Source organism: Actinophytocola algeriensis (assembly GCF_014203735.1).
Classification (GTDB): domain Bacteria; phylum Actinomycetota; class Actinomycetes; order Mycobacteriales; family Pseudonocardiaceae; genus Actinophytocola; species Actinophytocola algeriensis.
In genome coordinates, this window is the sequence record NZ_JACHJQ010000003.1 from 358,027 (window position 1) to 374,706 (window position 16,680).

The following is a 16,680-nucleotide window of genomic DNA, read 5'->3' on the forward strand; positions in this document are numbered from 1 at the left end:
ATGCTGGCACTGGACATCGGCGGCACGAAGATCGCCGGAGGACTCGTCGACCCGGGCGGCAAGCTGCTGCGGCACGCGACGAGACCCACCGGCGCCGACCCGTTCGCGTCGGTCGAGGCGGTGGTGGCCGAGCTGGCGCCGGGGCGGGTCGACGGGGTCGGCATCGCGTGTGCCGGGCCGGTGGACACCGTCGCCGGCACGGTCGCGCCCATCAACATCCCGTCGTGGCGGGACTTTCCGCTGGTGGCGCGTGTGCGAGCGCTGACCGGTGCGCCCGTGTCGCTGGCGGGTGACGGGTTGTGCATGGCGCTCGGCGAGCACTGGGCCGGTGCCGGGCAGGGCTCGTCGGCGATGCTCGGGATGGTCGTGTCGACCGGGGTCGGCGGCGGGCTCGTGCTGAACGGGCGGCCGTTCGGCGGGCGCAGCGGCAACGCGGGGCACGTCGGGCACGTGGTCGTCGAGCCGGACGGGGTGCCGTGCACGTGTGGTGGGCGCGGGTGCGTGGAGACCGTGGCGAGCGGGACGCACCTGGTGCGGTGGGCGCGTGCGCAGGGGTGGGCGGGCACGGACGGCATGGCGCTCGCGGCGTCCGCGCACGCCGGTGACCCGGTGGCGGCGGAGGCGTTCCGGCGGGGTGGGCAGGCCGTCGGGATGGCGATCACGGCCACGGCCGCGGTGTGCGACCTGGACCTCGTGGTGATCGGCGGTGGTGTCGCGCAGGTCGGCGACCTGCTGTTCGAGCCGGTGCGGGCGACGCTCGCGACGTACGCCCGGCTGTCGTACCTGCGTGGCCTGCGGGTCGAACCGGCGAAGCTCGGTCCGTCGGCGGGTCTGTACGGTGCGGCCGCCCTGGCCTATTCTTTGACTTAGTCAACGAATTGTTTCACGGGAAACGAGGCTCACCATGGCCGCCACGGTCTCGCCCGACCGGATCGCCGCAGTACGCGCGTTCAACCGCAGTTACACGAAGTTCCTCGGCGCGTTGAGTGAACATCTGCTCAGCACACCATTTTCCTTGACTGAGGCAAGAGTCCTGTTCGAGCTGGGCCAGCGCGACGAGACCGAGGTGTCCGCGCTGCGGCAGGTCACCGGCCTGGACGCCGGGTACCTGAGCCGTCTGCTCAGCCGGTTCGAGGACAACGGGTTCGTGCGCCGCGGGAAGTCGGGCGCCGACGCGCGGCGGCAGGTCATCCGGCTGACCAACAAGGGGCAGGACGCGTTCCGGGTGCTCGACACCAAGTCGGCCGGGCAGATCCGCGAACTGCTGGCCGACCTGACCGAGGAGGAGCAGGTCCGGCTGATCGAGGCCATGGAGATGATCCGCAACCGGGTCGACCGGCCGACCTCGCGGCCGGACGTGGCACTGCGCGACCCGGCACCGGGCGACTGGGGCTGGGTGATCGAGCGCAACGGCGCGCTGTACGCCGCCGAGCACGGGTTCGACTCCTCGTACGAGGCGCTGGTGGCGCGGATCGTGGCCGGTTACCTGGACAAACACGACCCGGAACTGGAGCGGGCGTGGATCGCGGAACTCAACGGCGAACGGGTCGGCGCGATCTTCTGCGTACGGGACGACCAGAAGCCCGGCACAGCGAAACTGCGACTGCTGCACGTCGAGCCGAGCGCGCGGGGCGCCGGGGTCGGGTCGGTGCTGGTGGAGGAGTGCGTCCGGTTCGCGCGGACGGTGGGGTACCGCGAGATGGAGCTGTGGACGGTGTCGCTGCTCGCCCCGGCCCGCCGGATCTACCAGCGGGCCGGGTTCACACTCGCCGAGGAGGACACCGCGCTGCGGTTCGGGCAGGAGCTGACGGGGCAGACGTGGCGGCTCACCCTCTAGGGATGCGGCCCATCAGGTAGAACTCGTCGTTCGGGCGCAGCGCGGACAGGTGAGCGATGCGGTTCGAGAGGGCGAACAGGGCGGTGATCGCGCCGACGTCCCAGATCTCGTCGTCGGTCAGGCCCGCGTCACGGGCGTCGTCGAGGTCCTGCTCGCCGAAGGTGTTCGGCTCGACCGCAAGGGCCAGCGCCAGGTCGACGATCGCGCGCAGGCGGTGGTCGAGCTCGACGGTCCACGGGTTGGTGGCGACGCGGTCGGCGATCGTGGGGTCCTTGGCGCGGATGCGCAGGATGGCGCCGTGCGCGACCACGCAGTAGGTGCAGCTGTTGGCACCGGACGTGGCCACGACGATCAGCTCCCGCTCGGCCTTGGAGAGGCTGCTGTCCTCGCGCTCCATGACCGCGTCGTGGTAGTCGAGGAAGGCACGCAGCTCACGCGGCCGGTGCCCGAGGGCGGTGAAGACGTTCGGCACGAAGCCGGACTTCTCGGCGATCGCGTTCACCCGTTCGCGCAGGTCGTCGGGCAGGTCGTCGGGTTCCACGACAGGGAACCGGCTGATGTTCTCGGCCATGTGTCGATTGTGGGTCGCCCCGCGCATCTAGGTGGTGTTGGGTCGATGCACAGGAGGTCGGTATGACTGAGTTCGTCGGGTTTCTCCGCGGTGGTCCGGCGCGGGACCTGAGCCCGGAGGAGGCGCAGCAGACGTTGGAGCGGTACCTCGCCTGGAACGCCGCGCGGACACCGTCGCCGGGTGGTGGCGGGTTGTCGCGGCAGGGGCGGGTGGTGGACGGGTTGTCGGTGTCGGACGGGCCGTTCGCCGAGGGCGCCGAGGTGGTGGGCGGGTTCATCACGATCGAGGCGACGTCGCTGGACGAGGCGACCAAGATCTTCGGCGACCACCCGCACCTGGAGTTCGGCACGATCGAGGTGCGCAAGATCGGCGAAAAGGGCTGCGAGGACTGATCCAGGGCTGTGGTGCTGCGGGGGCTGTGGGGCCGGTTGGCCTCCGGCCCCCGGTTTCCACGCTACAGGTGGGGTACGACGGTTTCGGGTTGGTGAGGAGCCGGGTTGTGGACAACTCGCGGGTGGTGGTGGAGCGGTTGTTCCGGCGTAGTGCCGGGCGGATCACCGCCACGTTGGTGCGGGTGCTCGGGCCCGCCCACCTCGACGTCGTCGAGGACGCCGTGCAGGAGGCGTTGCTGCGGGCGCTGAACCGGTGGCCCTTCACCGGCGTGCCCGAGAACCCCGCCGGGTGGTTGTTCACCGTCGCGCGCAACCACGTGCTCGCCGCGGTCCGGCACGACGAGGTCGTGCGGGCCAGGTTGCCGGTGCTCGCCTCCGATGACGTGGCCGAGCTGCCGGACGGCGACGACGAGCTTGCGCTCGTCTTCCTCTGCTGCCACCCGAGACTCGCGGTCGCTTCGCAGGTCGCCCTGACGTTGAAGACCGTCGGTGGGCTCGGGGTCGGTGAGATCGCGGCCGCCTTGCTGACCACGCCGGCCGCGGTGGCCCAGCGGATCGTGCGGGCCAAGCGGGTGTTGCGGGGCGAGTCGTTCTCGGACCTGGGTGATCTCGACGCGGTGCTCGCCGTGCTCTACCTGCTGTTCAACGCCGGGTACGACGCGCCTTCCGGGGACCGGGTCGTGCGTGGGGAGCTGTGTGCCGAGGCGATCCGGCTGTGCGGGCTGCTCGTCGCCGATCCGCGGACCGACCGGCCGCGGGTGCGGGCCCTGCTCGGGCTGATGCTCCTGCACGGTGGCCGGCTCGGGGCCCGCGTGGACGACAACGGGGACCTGCTGCTCCTCGCCGACCAGGATCGCGCGCGGTGGGATCGGCGGATGGTGGCCGAGGGGGTCCGGGTGTTCTCCTCGGCCTGTGCCGGGGACGAGCACTCGCCCTTCCACACCGAGGCCGCCATCGCGCTCTGCCACGTCGTGCCCGAGACCGACTGGGGCCTGGTGGTCCGGCTCTACGACGAGCTGCTCGCGGTGAAACCGTCGCCGGTCGTCGCGCTCAACCGGGCGGTCGCCGCGGCCATGGCGGGTGGTGCCGACCCCGACGAGCTGCGGCGGCTTCGACAGGACCCCGTCCTGCGGGACTACCACCGCCTGCCCGCGGCGCTAGGGGCGCTCTGGTTGCGGGCCGGGGAGCCCGACATCGCCGCCGAGCTGTACTCCGAGGCCCTGAGCAGAGAGTGCTCGGCACCCACTCGAAGGTTTCTCCTCCGGCAACTCGAGCGGTGCCGGTAACACGTTCGGCGGGACCCAAGTGACTGCCGGTGACATCCACATCTGTGGACAAACTGGGTGTCCACAGGATGAAGTCGACGTGTCTGACGCGTGACGTCGGCGTCGTCGCTGGTCACGACCTGGGGGTCGACTCCACAGGCTGTGCACAGGGTTATCCACAGGCTGTGGACAAACTAGGAGCGCCCAACCCGATCGGTGATGCTCGGCCGGGTGACGCCCCACGAGGAGCAGACCCGCGAGTGCCACACCGCGCACACAGAACGGGGACCACCCGCAGGTGGTCCCCGTTTCTCGTCGTGCGACTACCCGGCCAGGCGGGTCTTCAGTGCGTCCAGCTCCGCACGCAGCAGCGTCGGGAGCTTCTCGCCGATCTTCTCGAACCACTCCTCGATGAGCGGGATCTCCGCGCGCCACTCGTTGGCGTCGAACCTCAGGGACGCCTCGACGTCGTCCTTCGACACGTCGAGGCCCGACAGGTCCAGGTCGGCGGCGGTCGGGACGTAGCCGATGGGCGTCTCCACCGCGGCGGCCTTGCCCTCGAGGCGTTCGACGGCCCACTTCAGCACGCGCGAGTTCTCGCCGAAGCCCGGCCACAGGAACTTCTTGTCGGCGCCGCGGCGGAACCAGTTGACGTAGAAGATCTTCGGCAGCTTGTCCGCGTCGGCGCGCTTGCCCGTGTCGATCCAGTGCTGGAAGTAGTCACCGGCGTGGTAGCCGATGAACGGCAGCATCGCCATCGGGTCGCGGCGCACGACGCCGACCTTGCCCTTCGCGGCGGCGGTGGTCTCCGACGACAGCGTGGCGCCCATGAACGTGCCGTGCTGCCAGTCGCGGGACTCGGTCACCAGCGGGATGGTGTCGGCGCGGCGGCCACCGAAGAAGATCGCCGAGATCGGCACGCCCTTCGGGTCGTCCCACTCCGGGGCGAGGATCGGGCACTGCGACATCGGCGTGCAGTACCGCGAGTTCGGGTGCGACGACAGTTCGTCGGAAGCCGGGGTCCAGTCCTGCTTCTTCCACGAGGTGAGGTGCGCGGGCTTCTCGCCCATGCCCTCCCACCAGATGTCGCCGTCGTCGGTCAGCGCGACGTTCGTGAAGATCGAGTTGCCCTTCTCGATCGTGCGCATCGCGTTCGGGTTGGTGTGGTAGTCGGTGCCGGGCGCGACGCCGAAGAAGCCGGCCTCCGGGTTCACCGCGTACAGGCGGCCGTCGTCGCCGAAGCGCATCCACGCGATGTCGTCACCGAGCGTCTCGACCTTCCAGCCAGGGATGGTCGGCTCCAGCATCGCGAGGTTCGTCTTGCCGCAGGCGCTGGGGAACGCGGCGGCGACGTAGTAGACCTTGTCCTCCGGGGAGATCAGCTTGAGGATCAGCATGTGCTCGGCGAGCCAGCCCTCGTCCCGGCCCTGCACCGACGCGATCCGCAGCGAGTAGCACTTCTTGCCCAGGAGCGCGTTGCCGCCGTAACCCGAGCCGTAGCTCCAGATCTCGCGGGTCTCGGGGAACTGGGAGATGTACTTCTCCTCGTTGCACGGCCACGGCACGTCGTCCTGGCCGGGCTCGAGCGGCGCGCCGACGCTGTGCAGCGCGGGCACGAAGTCACGCTCGGTGCCGTCGGGCGCGGTGAACTGCTCCAGCGCCCTGGTCCCCATCCGGGTCATGATCTTCATCGAGACCACGACGTAGGCCGAGTCGGTGATCTCCACGCCGAGCATCGGCTTGTCCGCGGTCAGCGGGCCCATGCAGAACGGGATCACGTACATCGTCCGGCCACGCATCGAGCCGCGGTACAGCTCGGTCATCGTGGCCTTCATCTCGGCCGGGTCCATCCAGTTGTTGGTGGGACCGGCGTCGTCGGGGTTCGTGGAGCAGATGAAGGTCCGCTGCTCGACGCGTGCCACGTCGTCGGGGTCGGAGGCAGCCCAGAACGAGTTCGGCTTCTTGGCGAGACGCGTGAACGTGCCCGCTTCGACCAGTTCGTCGGTCAGCCGGGTCCACTCCTCGTCGGAGCCGTCCACCCAGACGACGCGGTCCGGAGTGGTCAGCTCGGCCACCTCCCGCACCCAGGAAAGAAGCCGCTCGTGCGTCGTCGGTGCGCTATCGACACCTGGGATTGCCACTGCCGTCATCTCGCTTCATCTCCTGACTGGACACCGAATGACTCAGGACGCCGTTGTCCGTCGATCCGGACTTCGGCGTCCTGAGTGAACGGCGACGCCCCCGTCCGGACTCCGAACGGGACTTCGCTTGGGGATGTCAATGAGGTTAGCCAGGTGACGACCACTCAAACGAGAGCTGACGTGTCGGCTCTGCCACAAGACCGATTCGGATATCGATTCAGTACACAGATGTACGAGTGGTCTACCGCACAAAAGCCGATCCCGGCAGGCAGAGCGCCTGCCGGGATCGGCTGCGTAGCTGTTTGGTGACCGAGTGGTTCAGGTCACCGCTCGGCCCAGACGGCGTCCGAGGACGACGCGCCGCTGTCCGGCACGTACTCGCCGGAGGAGTCGATGTGGCCCTCCTCGGTGGTGGTCCACTCGTCCTCGCCCGTGTGCTCGGCGACCGTCACGTCACCGTCGGCCTCGATGATCACTGCCTGGTCGGCCTCGTTGTCGCCGTCGGTGTCGGTGAAGGCGTACGTGGTGCCGTCCGCGTCCGTGACGACCGAGGTGTCGTTGTCGCCGTCACCGTCGGTGTCGTACGTGGCCGGACCCGCGTCCACGTCCTCACCCGGCAGGTCGACGGTCATGCTCTCACCGTCGGTGCTCGTCGTGTCGGTCGTGTCCGTCGAGTCGGTCGTGTCGGTGCTGTCGGTGCCGGACCCATCGGCATCGTCAGCGCCGTCACCGGTCGGCGTCGGGAGGGTCTCGACGTCCTCCTCGGTCCACTCGCCGGTGGTCGCGTCGTACTCGGCGCCCGCGATCGGGTTGCCGTCCGCGTCGTACTCCACGGCCACGTCGGCGGTCCCGTCACCGTCGGTGTCCGCGAACGCGAGGTAGCCGTCCTCGGTCTCGACCACGGCGGCGTCGTTCTGGCCGTCCGCGTCGATGTCGACGTTCTCTTCGGCGGTGTACTCCTCGCCGTCGATCTCGACGGTCAGCTCGTCGTCGCCGGTCGTGGCCGACGAGTCGTCGCTGTAGTCAGTCGTGTCCTCGGTGGTGTCGGTCGTGTCGGTGGTGGTGTCGTCGTCCACGTACACGGGGTGCCCCCTTATGTGTTCTTCTGGCTTTCTGGCAGGTATGACTGACCGTAGGGCCGGTCGGTTCCCTCAACAATTCATGGCGGAGGTCAGGCCCGGTCCCGTACGGACCGGATGCTCGCGAGGAGCTTCTCCGCCCGGTCCCGGCCGGCGCTGACGTCGGTCAGGCGCTTGTTCACCGCGTTGAGGCGCTTCGTCCGCTCCGCGGTGTCCAGTCGCAGTGCCTTGTCTACCTCACGCAGCTCTTCTTCGATACCCGTGATGCGTTTTCCGAGCGCCTCGTCGAGGGAGAGCGACAGCTGCTGCTCCGCCTCGATGAGCTGTTCGGCCAGCAGCTGGTCCACAGTGGAGCGCGCGTCGGCGATGGCCTCGGTCAGCCACTGCTTCATGTGCTGCTTGTTGGCCGAGTGCTTGCGGGTCGAGGAGAGCCACCAGCCAGCGCCGAGCGCGATGGCGATCGTCGGCACGAGGAGGATCGGCGCCGCGACCACACCGGCCAGCGGCAGGAGGGCCATCTTGCCCGCGCTGAGCCCGCCGGTGGCACCCATGAAGACGAGCAGCTTGTCCTCGGTGGTGGGCGGGCGCTTCTCTGCGGGCCGCACGACGATGGGCTGCCCAGTCCGCGCGAACTGGGCACGGATCACCGACAGCTCGTCGGGCGTGAACAGCTCGCCCAGCACGATCTCGGCGACCTGGTTGAGCCGGAAGGCCACGGACTGGCTGATGCGGCCGGACACCATCTGCAGCGCGGCGTCCACCTGGGCGGGCAGCTCCCGCAGGTTGTCCCGGTCGGCGGCGTCGATCGCCTGCCGGAACCACGACTGCACGTCGCGCATCTGCCGTTGCACTTCGTGGTTGTTCTCGACGCGGGTGCGCTGGATCTCCGAGCGCATGCGGACCTGCCAGCCCTTGGTGGACGACCGCCGCTCCGAGGTCAGCTCGTCCTTGCGGGCGCGCAGCTTCTCGGCCTCGTCCTCACCGGTCGACAGGGCGCGCTTCTCGGACTCGAGCCGGACCTGCAGCTCGGCCAGCGCGGTCGACAGGGCACGCATGGTGTTGGCCTCGCCGAGCATCGCCGACCGGCCACCGATGAGGGTCTCGAGCGCGGACCGCAACTCCTCCACACCGGACCGCTCGCGCAGCATGGCCGCGGCCTCGGGGCTGGGTGCCTTCGCGGCCATCTCGTACATCCGGGCGGAGACCGGGTGGAACTTGGCGCCCGCGAACCGGGGCGCGTGCTCGGCGAGCAGCGCCTGATCCTCCTCGAGCACCTGGCGCCAGCCGCGGTAGGCATCCACTTTGGACAACGCGAACACGACGGTCTCGACGCTCTCGCCGACGGTCGCGAGGAAGTTCAGCTCGCCGATGGTGAACGGCGCGGACGCGTCCACCACGAACAGCAGCGCGGTCGCGGAGGCGGCGGCCTCCTTGGCCAGCTCGCCGTGCATCGAGTCGAGGCCGCCGACGCCCGGCGTGTCCACGACGGACACCTTGCCGAGCAGCTCGGAGGGGCCGTCGATCTCCACGTACCTGGGCGGGATGTGGTTGCCGGGCAGCTCGTGCGCCGCGGACACCCAGTTGACCAGTTCCGGCAGCTCGATCGGCACCGGCGCGACCTGGCCCGGGTAGCAGGCGCGGGCCTGCCATTCCTCGGCGTGGCCGAACACCAGGTAGGTCGCGGTGGCCACCTCGGCGTCCACCGGCGACAGCCCGGACTGGCCGATGAGCGCGTTGACGAGCGAGCTCTTGCCGCGGTTGGTCTCGCCGACCACCACCGCGGACGGGGCGCTCCTGCGCTTGCCCCTGATCTCCTCGACCCAGCGGGCCGAGTCCGGGTTGACGTCCTTGAGCAGCGTCAGGAGCTTCTCGCGGGTCGCCTTGACCTGCTGGGGTAACGAGGGTTTCTGCTGCTGCGCTGGCGCGGTCACGACGCGCCCTTGCTGTACACCGTCACGATCGGCACGCGCAGCACCTCGCCGCGGTCGGCGAAGCCGACGACCTCGGTCTCGGCGACCACGCCGTCGAGGGTCTCGTCGGTGGTGGCGACGGTGCCGCCCGCCTCGTGGTGCGCCGGGTCGAACCGGACGCCGTCCGGGCGGATGGCGTCGACCCCGACGCCGGCCAGGCCCTCCTGCAGCCGCTCCGCCACACCGGCGCTCTTGGCCCGGTCGAGCGCGTAGAGGCACAGCTGCACCAGCGACCTGCGCTCGGCGAGCGCCTGGTCGAGTGCGATGGCCGCCGCGCTCTGCGGCGTCTCGTCCGGCTCGACGAAGTCACCGCCCGCCACCAGGCCGTCGGACGCTATCCCGGCGGCAGAGCCCGCCTGTGCCTGCTGTTGCTGGTCGGCGGCACGGACCGCGTCCGCGATCACCTGTGCCTTCACCTCGATCGTCGGGTCGGTCTCCGCCTCGTCGACCGTGTCCTCACCGTCGCGGCGCTTGAACCACGATGCCATGTGCCTCACCCCGCCTGTTCGCGAAGCTGTTGCCAGATAAGGAAATACGCGCGGTGCACCACGTGTGCGACGCGGCTCTGCGCCGGTGTCGCGCCGAACGACGCGAACGACCGCCACCACCCGGCCCGCTCCAGGGCGTAGGCGGAAAGCTCTTTGGCGGGTCTGCCCTTCAGCCCGAGCTGCTCGCCGATGTCGGCGCTGCTGCCCACCCGCAGCACCTCCTCCGCGAGGTCCTCCGGCATGGCGACCGCACCGGACGTGACGAGCGTGAGCGCCTCCAGCAGGCGCAGCTGGTGCGCCTCCGGCTTGGCGAGCAGCACCTCGATCGCGTCGTGGACCCGTTGCCGCTCACCGGGATCACCGGAGGCCTGGGCCAGTGCGGTGACCGAGGCGAGCGCGGCGGCGGCCTTGATGCCGTCGGCGCGGGCGCGGAACACGGCGTCGAGCTTGCCGCGCACGCCGGAGAGCCCGGACGCGGTCAGCAGCACGCGGCGCAGTGTGCCCGCGGTGATGTCGGGGTCGCGGCGCAGCGCGTCGACCGCGGTGCGGATGCCGTAGAGGTCGAGCTTCTCGAGCAGCAGCGTCCTGGTTGCCGTGGGCACCTCGCAGTCCCAGGTGGCGAAGATGTCCGCGGACATCAGCATCGTCTCCCAGGTCGCGTCGTCCAGTTTGGACAGTGCGCGCAGCGCGTCCGCGTCGGCGGAGGTGAACCCGCCGGACTCGGCGGACTCGGCGAGCAGGCCGATGACCGGGATGACGTCGGCGACGCGGGGTTTCAGCGTGGCGGCCTGCTTCTCGGCGAGCAGTGTGGCGGCCTTCCACACGTCCCCGTCCGAACCAGCGACGGACTCCGGCGCGATCGTGTCGGCCTTGTTGAGGATGGCGATCGCGTTGACCGGGCCCGCCTCGCGGGACGCGGTGGCGGCGGTGAACGCGGCGAGTGCCTGCTGGTCGTCGGCCCGGACGCCCTGCGTCACGACGTAGAGGACGGCCTCCGCGCCTGCGACGGCGTTGCGGGAGGTGTCGTCGAGGTCGTCGGAGCCCTCGTCATCATCCGCACCGTCGGCACCGTCCTCGGGCTTGCGGTGCTTGGCGGCGCCGAGGAGCTGCTCGGTGCGCTTGACCGACGCGGCGTCCAGCGAGCCGAGGCCGGGCGTGTCGATCACCGTGAGGTCGCGCAGCACGGCGTTGGTCAGGTACGCCTCGAGGTGCGAGACCTTGTCGAAGTCGACCTCGAGGTCGTTGGGGATCATGCCGTCCGCCGAGAACGGCAGCACCTGCTTGCGCCCGTCGTCGAACACGATCTCGACGCGGTCGACGGTGCCGTACTGGAAGCGGGTGACCAGCCGGGTGCACTCACCGACGTCCGTCGGCGCGACCCGCCGCCCGATCAGGGCGTTGACCAGCGTGGACTTGCCGGACTTGATACGCCCGGCGACCGCGACCTGCAGTGGTGCCGACAGCCGCCGCAGCACTTCGCGGAACCCGGCGGCCGTACGCGCGGAGACCTGCGGCTGCAGGCGCGTGCACAGGTTGGCCACCGCGGCGGACAACGGACCGGCGAGGTGCTGCTGCTCGGTAGCCGTCGTCATGTCACCCCCGTTCGAACAACAAGCGTCCGTGCAGGGTTGATCGTGCCATGACGGCTCCGCACGCGGGCCGGGTCCTACCGATCGGACGGCCACGCGGCGAACACGGCGGCCGCGGCCGTGTGCGGGTCGGCACCCAGCTCCACGGCCCGCGCCACGTACGCGGCCGCGGCGAGCGCCAGCTCGTTGCCCGGCGCGGCGGGCACGCTCGCCACGACCGTGCCCTGCCTGCGTGCGGTCCGCAGCACTCCGTCCGCCTCCAGCTCCCGGTAGACCCGCGCGACGGTGCCCGCTGCGAGCCCGAGGTCACCGGCGAGCTGGCGGATCGCCGGCAGCCGCGCACCGACCGGCAGGGCGCCAACGCGGACGAGGTGCATCAGCTGGTCGCGCACCTGCCGCCATGGCGCGACCCCGCTCTCGGGGTCGACGGTGATCCGCGGCCCGCTCACGGACGGGTGGCCGGCCATTGTCTGCTCGGTACCGCCACCCAGTGCCAGCACACGAGCGCCGCGACGATGACCGCGACGCGGGCGATGGTGAGCACGTTGTCGCCGGGCTCGTACCACAACGGATCCTGGGGGAACCAGCGGTCCTGGAACTGCCCGAAGGCGATGCTCAGCGCGGTCACGAGCCAGCCGAACCCGATCCCGACCGCGACCCGCGCGGTCCTGGTCCGCAGAGCGGCGTCCACGGCCTCGTCGTCCACGGCGGGCCGCCGCACCGCGAGCGCGATGAGCCCGCAGACGAGGAGGAGGCACGCGAGGACGTACCCGAGCGTGAGCCACGAGGCGCCTGCCACGGCGAGCACGGCGGTGACGACCGCACCGCCCACGGTGGTGCGCACGGCCCAGCGGGGAACCAGGTCCCGCCAGGTGCGCCGGTCGAGCGAGGCGGTGCGGACACCGGACACGGGCCGCAGGGTGGCGATCGCCTCGGCGACGAGCATGGCGACGAGCAGCGGGACGAGGATCACGACGCCCGCGGGACTGTCACCACTGTCTACCGCGCCGGCCACCGAGGGGAACAGGAGGAAGAGGGCCACGTAGAGGACGCGCCGCTGCCGGAGGTAGCGGACCGCCTCGGTGACCTGCGCCGGTTCCGGTCGCGGGACGCCCCACCGCTGGAGGAGCCGCCCGCCGCTGTGCTTGGTCGGCCAGAGGACGAGGAGAAGCAGGCAGGCCGCGAGGGCGGCGGGCAGGACGGAGGTCTCGAGCCAGTGCGCCACTTTGTATCACCCCTTTGATACAAAGTATCAGCAACGCCGTCAGCCGTGCGGCGTACGCGCGATCAGACCTCGGCCTGACGCCGTTGGCGGCCGGGGCTGCTTACGCTGAGCGGGTGCGGCGGTTCAGCCTGTGGATGAAGGCACACCCCATGGTCGGGGACTCGCTGCTCGCCGCCCTCATCGCGTCGCTCGACCTGCTCCTCTACATCAGCCGGGTCGCCGTGTCGCCGGAAGGGGAGCTCGAGCCGGAGCCCTGGTACATCACGCTGCCGCTGGTCTTCGGGGTGGTGGCGCCGCTCGTGTTCCGGCGCAAGTACCCGATCACCGCCGCCTACCTGACGCTCGGCATCGGGGTCGCGCACTCGGTGCTGGAGATCGGCATCGCCAGCATGTTCACCACGTGCATCGCGCTGTACACGCTGGTCGCGTACGTGAGCAGGCGCAGCGCGCTGCTGTTCTTCGCGGTCAACGAGGTCATCACGCTCGTGCAGTCGCCGTGGCAGTTCCCGCAGCAGTGGATCACCACGTTGATCGTCGTGAACCTGTCGCTCGCGTTCTCCTGGGCGCTCGGCGAGTTCGTCGGGGCGCGGCGCGCCTACCACGCGGAGCTGGAGCAACGGCTGCGGCTGCTGGAGACCGAGCGGGGTCAGCAGGCGCGCATCGCGGTCGCCGAGGAACGCGCCCGCATCGCCCGTGAGCTGCACGACGTGGTCGCGCACGCGGTCAGCGTGATGGTGGTGCAGGCCGACGGTGCCGCCTACGCGGTGCGGACCCAGCCCGAGCTCGCCGAGCGGGCCGTGAAGACGATCGCAGGCACCGGGCGGGACGCGCTCACCGAGCTGCGGCGCCTCCTCGGCGTGCTGCGCAGCGAGGACACCGGCGGCGAACGCACCCCGCAGCCCGGCACCCAGTCGCTCTCCGAACTGGCCGCGCGCGTGCGCGCGGTGGGGCTGCCGGTGCAGCTCGACATCGTCGGGAACGTGGACGACCTGCCGGCCGGCGTGGGACTCGGGATCTACCGGATCGTCCAGGAGGCGCTCACGAACTCGCTCAAGCACGCGGGCCCCGGCACCGCGGCGACCGTGCGCGTCGAGCGGACCGGCGACCGCGTCGAGTTGTCCATTGTGGACAACGGACGGCGGTCCAGCAGATCACTGGTCGGGGTGTCCGGCGGGAACGGGCTGATCGGCATGCGGGAGAGGGCGCTGGTGTTCGGCGGCACGCTCGAGGCAGGGCCGCGCTCGGTAGGCGGCTGGCAGGTGACGGCGAGCCTGCCGTTCGGCAACATATAGGGGCAACTAGTTTGGGCTACGTGATCCGGGTGCTGCTGGTCGACGACCAGGAACTCATGCGTGTCGGTTTCCGCATGGTGCTGGGTGCGCAGGACGACATGGAGATCGTCGGCGAGGCGGGCAACGGCGCGGAGGCGGTCGAGCTCGCGGAGGAGCACCGCCCGGACGTCGTGCTGATGGACGTCCGGATGCCGGTGCTCGACGGGGTCGAGGCCACCAAGCTGATCACCGGGCGGGGCCTCGCGAAGGTCCTCGTGATGACGACGTTCGACCTCGACGAGTACGCGCTGTCCGCCCTGCGCAACGGCGCGAGCGGGTTCCTGCTGAAGGACACGCCGTCGGTGCAGCTGGTCGCCGCGCTGCGGTCGGTCGCGTCCGGCGACGCGGTCGTCTCGCCGAGCGTCACCCGCCGCCTGCTGGACCGGTTCCTCGGCGCCACGGGCGGGGAGCTGCGGGACGCCTCGATGCTCGACGTGCTCACCGAACGCGAGCGTGAGGTGCTCCTGCTGATGGCGCAGGGCCTGTCCAACACCGAGATCGCGCGGAAGCTCTTCCTCTCCGAGGCGACGGTGAAGACCCACGTCGGCCGTGTGCTGTCCAAACTGGACCTCCGCGACCGGGTGCAGGCCGTGGTGCTCGCGTACGAGACCGGTCTGGTGCGCCCAGGCGAGGCGTGACCGGGGGTTACCCCTACCTCAGGGTGACACCGAATCAGGGTTGCCTCAGGGTGGTAACCGATTTCGCCAGCCTTTCGGTTGATGGAGGCTACTCCCAGCGGTTGACCCGAACTGGCGACCACAGGTGGACGTGCGCGAACACCGCGTACCGACAGGATTCACACCATGGGGAACACCGACCTTCGCGGAGCTTGCGGAGCGCAGCATCTCAACATCTCAGGGAGAGACCATGATTGAGGCAGAAGGCCTCAGCAAGCGATACGGGAAGACGCTCGCCGTCGACAACCTGTCGTTCTCGGTCCAGTCGGGGCGGGTCACCGGCTTCCTCGGCCCGAACGGGGCGGGCAAGTCCACGACGATGCGGATGATCCTGGGCCTGGACAAGCCGTCCGGCGGCAACGTCCGCATCGACGGCAAGCGCTACAAGGAACTGCACAACCCGCTGCGCACCGTCGGCGCGCTGCTCGACGCGAAGTGGGTGCACCCGAACCGGTCCGCCCGTGCGCACCTGCGCTGGCTCGCGAAGTCCAACCGGCTGTCGCCCAAGCGCGTGGACGAGGTGCTCGACCTCGTCGGCCTCACCGACGTGGCGAACCGCCGCGCCGGCGGGTTCTCGCTCGGCATGTCGCAGCGGCTCGGCATCGCGGCCGCGCTGCTCGGCGACCCGCAGGTGCTGCTGTTCGACGAGCCGGTCAACGGCCTGGACCCGGAGGGCATCCTGTGGATCCGCCGGTTCATGCACCGGCTGGCCGAGGAGGGCAGGACCGTGTTCGTGTCCAGCCACCTGCTGTCGGAGATGGCGCTCACCGCGCAGGAACTGATCGTGATCGGCAAGGGGAAGCTGATCTCGCAGTGCAGCACCGAGGAGTTCGTCGCGCAGGCGACGGAGAACACCGTGCTGGTGCGCAGCCCGCAGCTCGCGCTGCTGCGCTCCGCGCTCGGCGAACTGGGGGCGAGCATCCGCGACGACGGCGAGAGCCTGGTCGTCTCCGGCATGGACATCGCCAAGATCGGCGAGCTGGCCGCCGCGAAGAACGTCGCACTGCACGAGCTGAGCCCGCAGCGCGGCTCGCTCGAGGAGGCGTTCATCCAGCTCACCGGCGACGCCGTCGAATACCACGCCGCGCTGGGCGACGCCGCACCGGCGCAGCCCGCCGACCTCATGCCGCTGGGGAAGTGACCCGATGACTCTGCTCGCAGTCGAACGCATCAAGCTCTTCACCACGCGGTCGCCGCTGTGGTGCACCCTGGCCGCGCTCGCGGTCACCATCGGCTTCGCCGCGCTGCTCGCCGGCGTCGACACCGAGAACCTGCCCACGATCGCCTCGACCCAGTTCGGCATGAACTTCGGCCTGATGGTGATCATGGTGATGGCCACGCTGGCGATCACCACCGAGTACCGGTTCGGCACGATCCGGGCCACGTTCCAGGCGGTGCCCAACCGGTCCGCCACGCTGATCGCGAAGACGACCGTCGTCGCGCTGTTCGCCGGCATCGTCGGTGAGCTGGCCGCGTTCGGCGCGGTCGGGATCTCCAAGCTCATCCAGTCGGGCGCGGACCTGTCCATCAACACGCCGTTCGAGTGGCGTGCCACCGCGGGCGTCGGCCTGGTCTACGCGCTGGCGGCGGTCATCTCGGTGGCGGTCGGTGTCATGATCCGCCACTCGGCGGGCGCGGTGTCGCTGACGCTGATCTACGTGCTGCTCGTCGAGAGCCTGGTCGCGCTGATCCCGAACGTCGGCGACGACATCCAGAAGTGGATGCCGTTCTACGTGGTCAACAAGTTCCTGACCGGGGACCCGGACATCACGAACCGGCCGATCCAGGAGGGCCCGCCGCCGTCGCTGTCGTCGCTGAGCCCGTGGTGGTCGCTGGCCTACTTCGCCGGGTTCGCACTGATCATGTTGCTGGCGGCGCTGTTCACCGCCAACAAGCGGGACGCGTAGCACTCGGGGGAGGGACCGGGGGTCTGGGGGATCGCTCCCCAGATAGATGCTGCGCCGTCACGGGGGAAAGGGACCCGGGTCACCTTCGGGGGGTGGCTCGGGTCCCTTATTTTGTCTGCCAAACGGGTGAAAAAGCCACAAGATGCCCACCGTAAGGTAACGGCCGGACTTAGGTGGTCGATGTGCCATGTGGGCGGGATTTGGTGTT

16 protein-coding genes are annotated in these 16,680 nt (G+C 70.1%); 8 read left to right on the forward strand and 8 right to left on the reverse strand.

Annotation, left to right across the window (positions count from 1 at the left end):
- Window positions 1-870: an ROK family protein gene (locus FHR82_RS13975; RefSeq protein ID WP_184810817.1), complete on the forward strand. Its 870-nt coding sequence runs from the start codon at window positions 1-3 to the stop codon at window positions 868-870.
- A 34-nt stretch (window positions 871-904) separates the two neighbouring features.
- Window positions 905-1,837 carry a bifunctional helix-turn-helix transcriptional regulator/GNAT family N-acetyltransferase gene (locus tag FHR82_RS13980; protein ID WP_184810818.1) on the forward strand — a complete coding sequence of 311 codons (933 nt, stop codon included), beginning with the start codon at window positions 905-907 and terminating at the stop codon, window positions 1,835-1,837.
- Here the strand turns inward: FHR82_RS13980 and FHR82_RS13985 are convergent.
- Window positions 1,827-2,408 carry a peroxidase-related enzyme gene (locus tag FHR82_RS13985; protein ID WP_184810819.1) on the reverse strand — a complete coding sequence of 194 codons (582 nt, stop codon included), beginning with the start codon at window positions 2,406-2,408 and terminating at the stop codon, window positions 1,827-1,829. The genes FHR82_RS13980 and FHR82_RS13985 overlap by 11 nt on opposite strands.
- Window positions 2,409-2,470: 62 nt before the next feature.
- On the opposite strand from FHR82_RS13985, the gene FHR82_RS13990 reads away from it, so the two are divergent.
- Together FHR82_RS13990 and FHR82_RS13995 are read left to right on the forward strand one after the other, a co-directional pair.
- A complete protein-coding gene (locus tag FHR82_RS13990) occupies window positions 2,471-2,800 on the forward strand; it encodes a YciI family protein (RefSeq protein ID WP_184810820.1) in 330 nt (109 codons plus the stop codon).
- A gap of 107 nt (window positions 2,801-2,907) precedes the next feature.
- Window positions 2,908-4,086, forward strand: a complete 1,179-nt coding sequence (locus FHR82_RS13995) for an RNA polymerase sigma factor (RefSeq protein WP_311771063.1) — start codon at window positions 2,908-2,910, stop codon at window positions 4,084-4,086.
- Window positions 4,087-4,388: 302 nt separating this feature from the next.
- Here FHR82_RS13995 and FHR82_RS14000 read toward each other — a convergent pair whose 3' ends face one another.
- The 7 genes from FHR82_RS14000 to FHR82_RS14030 all read right to left on the reverse strand — a co-directional run bounded on the left by FHR82_RS14000 (window position 4,389) and on the right by FHR82_RS14030 (window position 12,557).
- Window positions 4,389-6,215 carry a phosphoenolpyruvate carboxykinase (GTP) gene (locus FHR82_RS14000; protein ID WP_184810821.1) on the reverse strand — a complete coding sequence of 609 codons (1,827 nt, stop codon included), beginning with the start codon at window positions 6,213-6,215 and terminating at the stop codon, window positions 4,389-4,391.
- Window positions 6,216-6,529: 314 nt separating this feature from the next.
- Window positions 6,530-7,288 (reverse strand): hypothetical protein, encoded by a 759-nt coding sequence (locus tag FHR82_RS14005; RefSeq protein WP_184810822.1) that lies wholly within the window; start codon window positions 7,286-7,288, stop codon window positions 6,530-6,532.
- Between the two features lie 89 nt (window positions 7,289-7,377).
- Window positions 7,378-9,216 carry a dynamin family protein gene (locus tag FHR82_RS14010; protein ID WP_184810823.1) on the reverse strand — a complete coding sequence of 613 codons (1,839 nt, stop codon included), beginning with the start codon at window positions 9,214-9,216 and terminating at the stop codon, window positions 7,378-7,380.
- Entirely contained in the window at window positions 9,213-9,743 is a 531-nt protein-coding gene (grpE, locus tag FHR82_RS14015) for a nucleotide exchange factor GrpE (RefSeq protein WP_184810824.1), read from the reverse strand. The genes FHR82_RS14010 and grpE overlap by 4 nt, the downstream gene beginning before the upstream one ends.
- 5 nt (window positions 9,744-9,748) lie before the next feature.
- Entirely contained in the window at window positions 9,749-11,335 is a 1,587-nt protein-coding gene (locus FHR82_RS14020; RefSeq protein ID WP_184810825.1) for a dynamin family protein, read from the reverse strand.
- 74 nt (window positions 11,336-11,409) lie between these two features.
- Window positions 11,410-11,799: a GntR family transcriptional regulator gene (locus FHR82_RS14025; RefSeq protein ID WP_184810826.1), complete on the reverse strand. Its 390-nt coding sequence runs from the start codon at window positions 11,797-11,799 to the stop codon at window positions 11,410-11,412.
- On the reverse strand, window positions 11,778-12,557 hold the full coding sequence (locus FHR82_RS14030; protein WP_184810827.1) for a hypothetical protein: 780 nt from the start codon (window positions 12,555-12,557) through the stop codon (window positions 11,778-11,780). Before FHR82_RS14030 ends, FHR82_RS14025 begins: the two co-directional genes overlap by 22 nt.
- 134 nt (window positions 12,558-12,691) lie before the next feature.
- On the opposite strand from FHR82_RS14030, the gene FHR82_RS14035 reads away from it, so the two are divergent.
- The 4 genes from FHR82_RS14035 (at window position 12,692) to FHR82_RS14050 (ending at window position 16,472) form a co-directional block, all read left to right on the forward strand.
- Complete coding sequence (locus tag FHR82_RS14035; RefSeq protein ID WP_446471772.1) at window positions 12,692-13,849, forward strand: sensor histidine kinase; 1,158 nt, start codon at window positions 12,692-12,694, stop codon at window positions 13,847-13,849.
- 20 nt (window positions 13,850-13,869) lie between these two features.
- The gene (locus FHR82_RS14040) at window positions 13,870-14,526 is read left to right on the forward strand and encodes a response regulator (protein ID WP_184810828.1); all 657 of its coding nucleotides are present in this window, start codon (window positions 13,870-13,872) and stop codon (window positions 14,524-14,526) included.
- Window positions 14,527-14,755: 229 nt separating this feature from the next.
- A complete protein-coding gene (locus FHR82_RS14045) occupies window positions 14,756-15,706 on the forward strand; it encodes an ABC transporter ATP-binding protein (protein WP_184810829.1) in 951 nt (316 codons plus the stop codon).
- 4 nt (window positions 15,707-15,710) lie between these two features.
- Complete coding sequence (locus FHR82_RS14050) at window positions 15,711-16,472, forward strand: ABC transporter permease (RefSeq protein WP_184810830.1); 762 nt, start codon at window positions 15,711-15,713, stop codon at window positions 16,470-16,472.
- Window positions 16,473-16,680 lie beyond the last annotated feature (208 nt).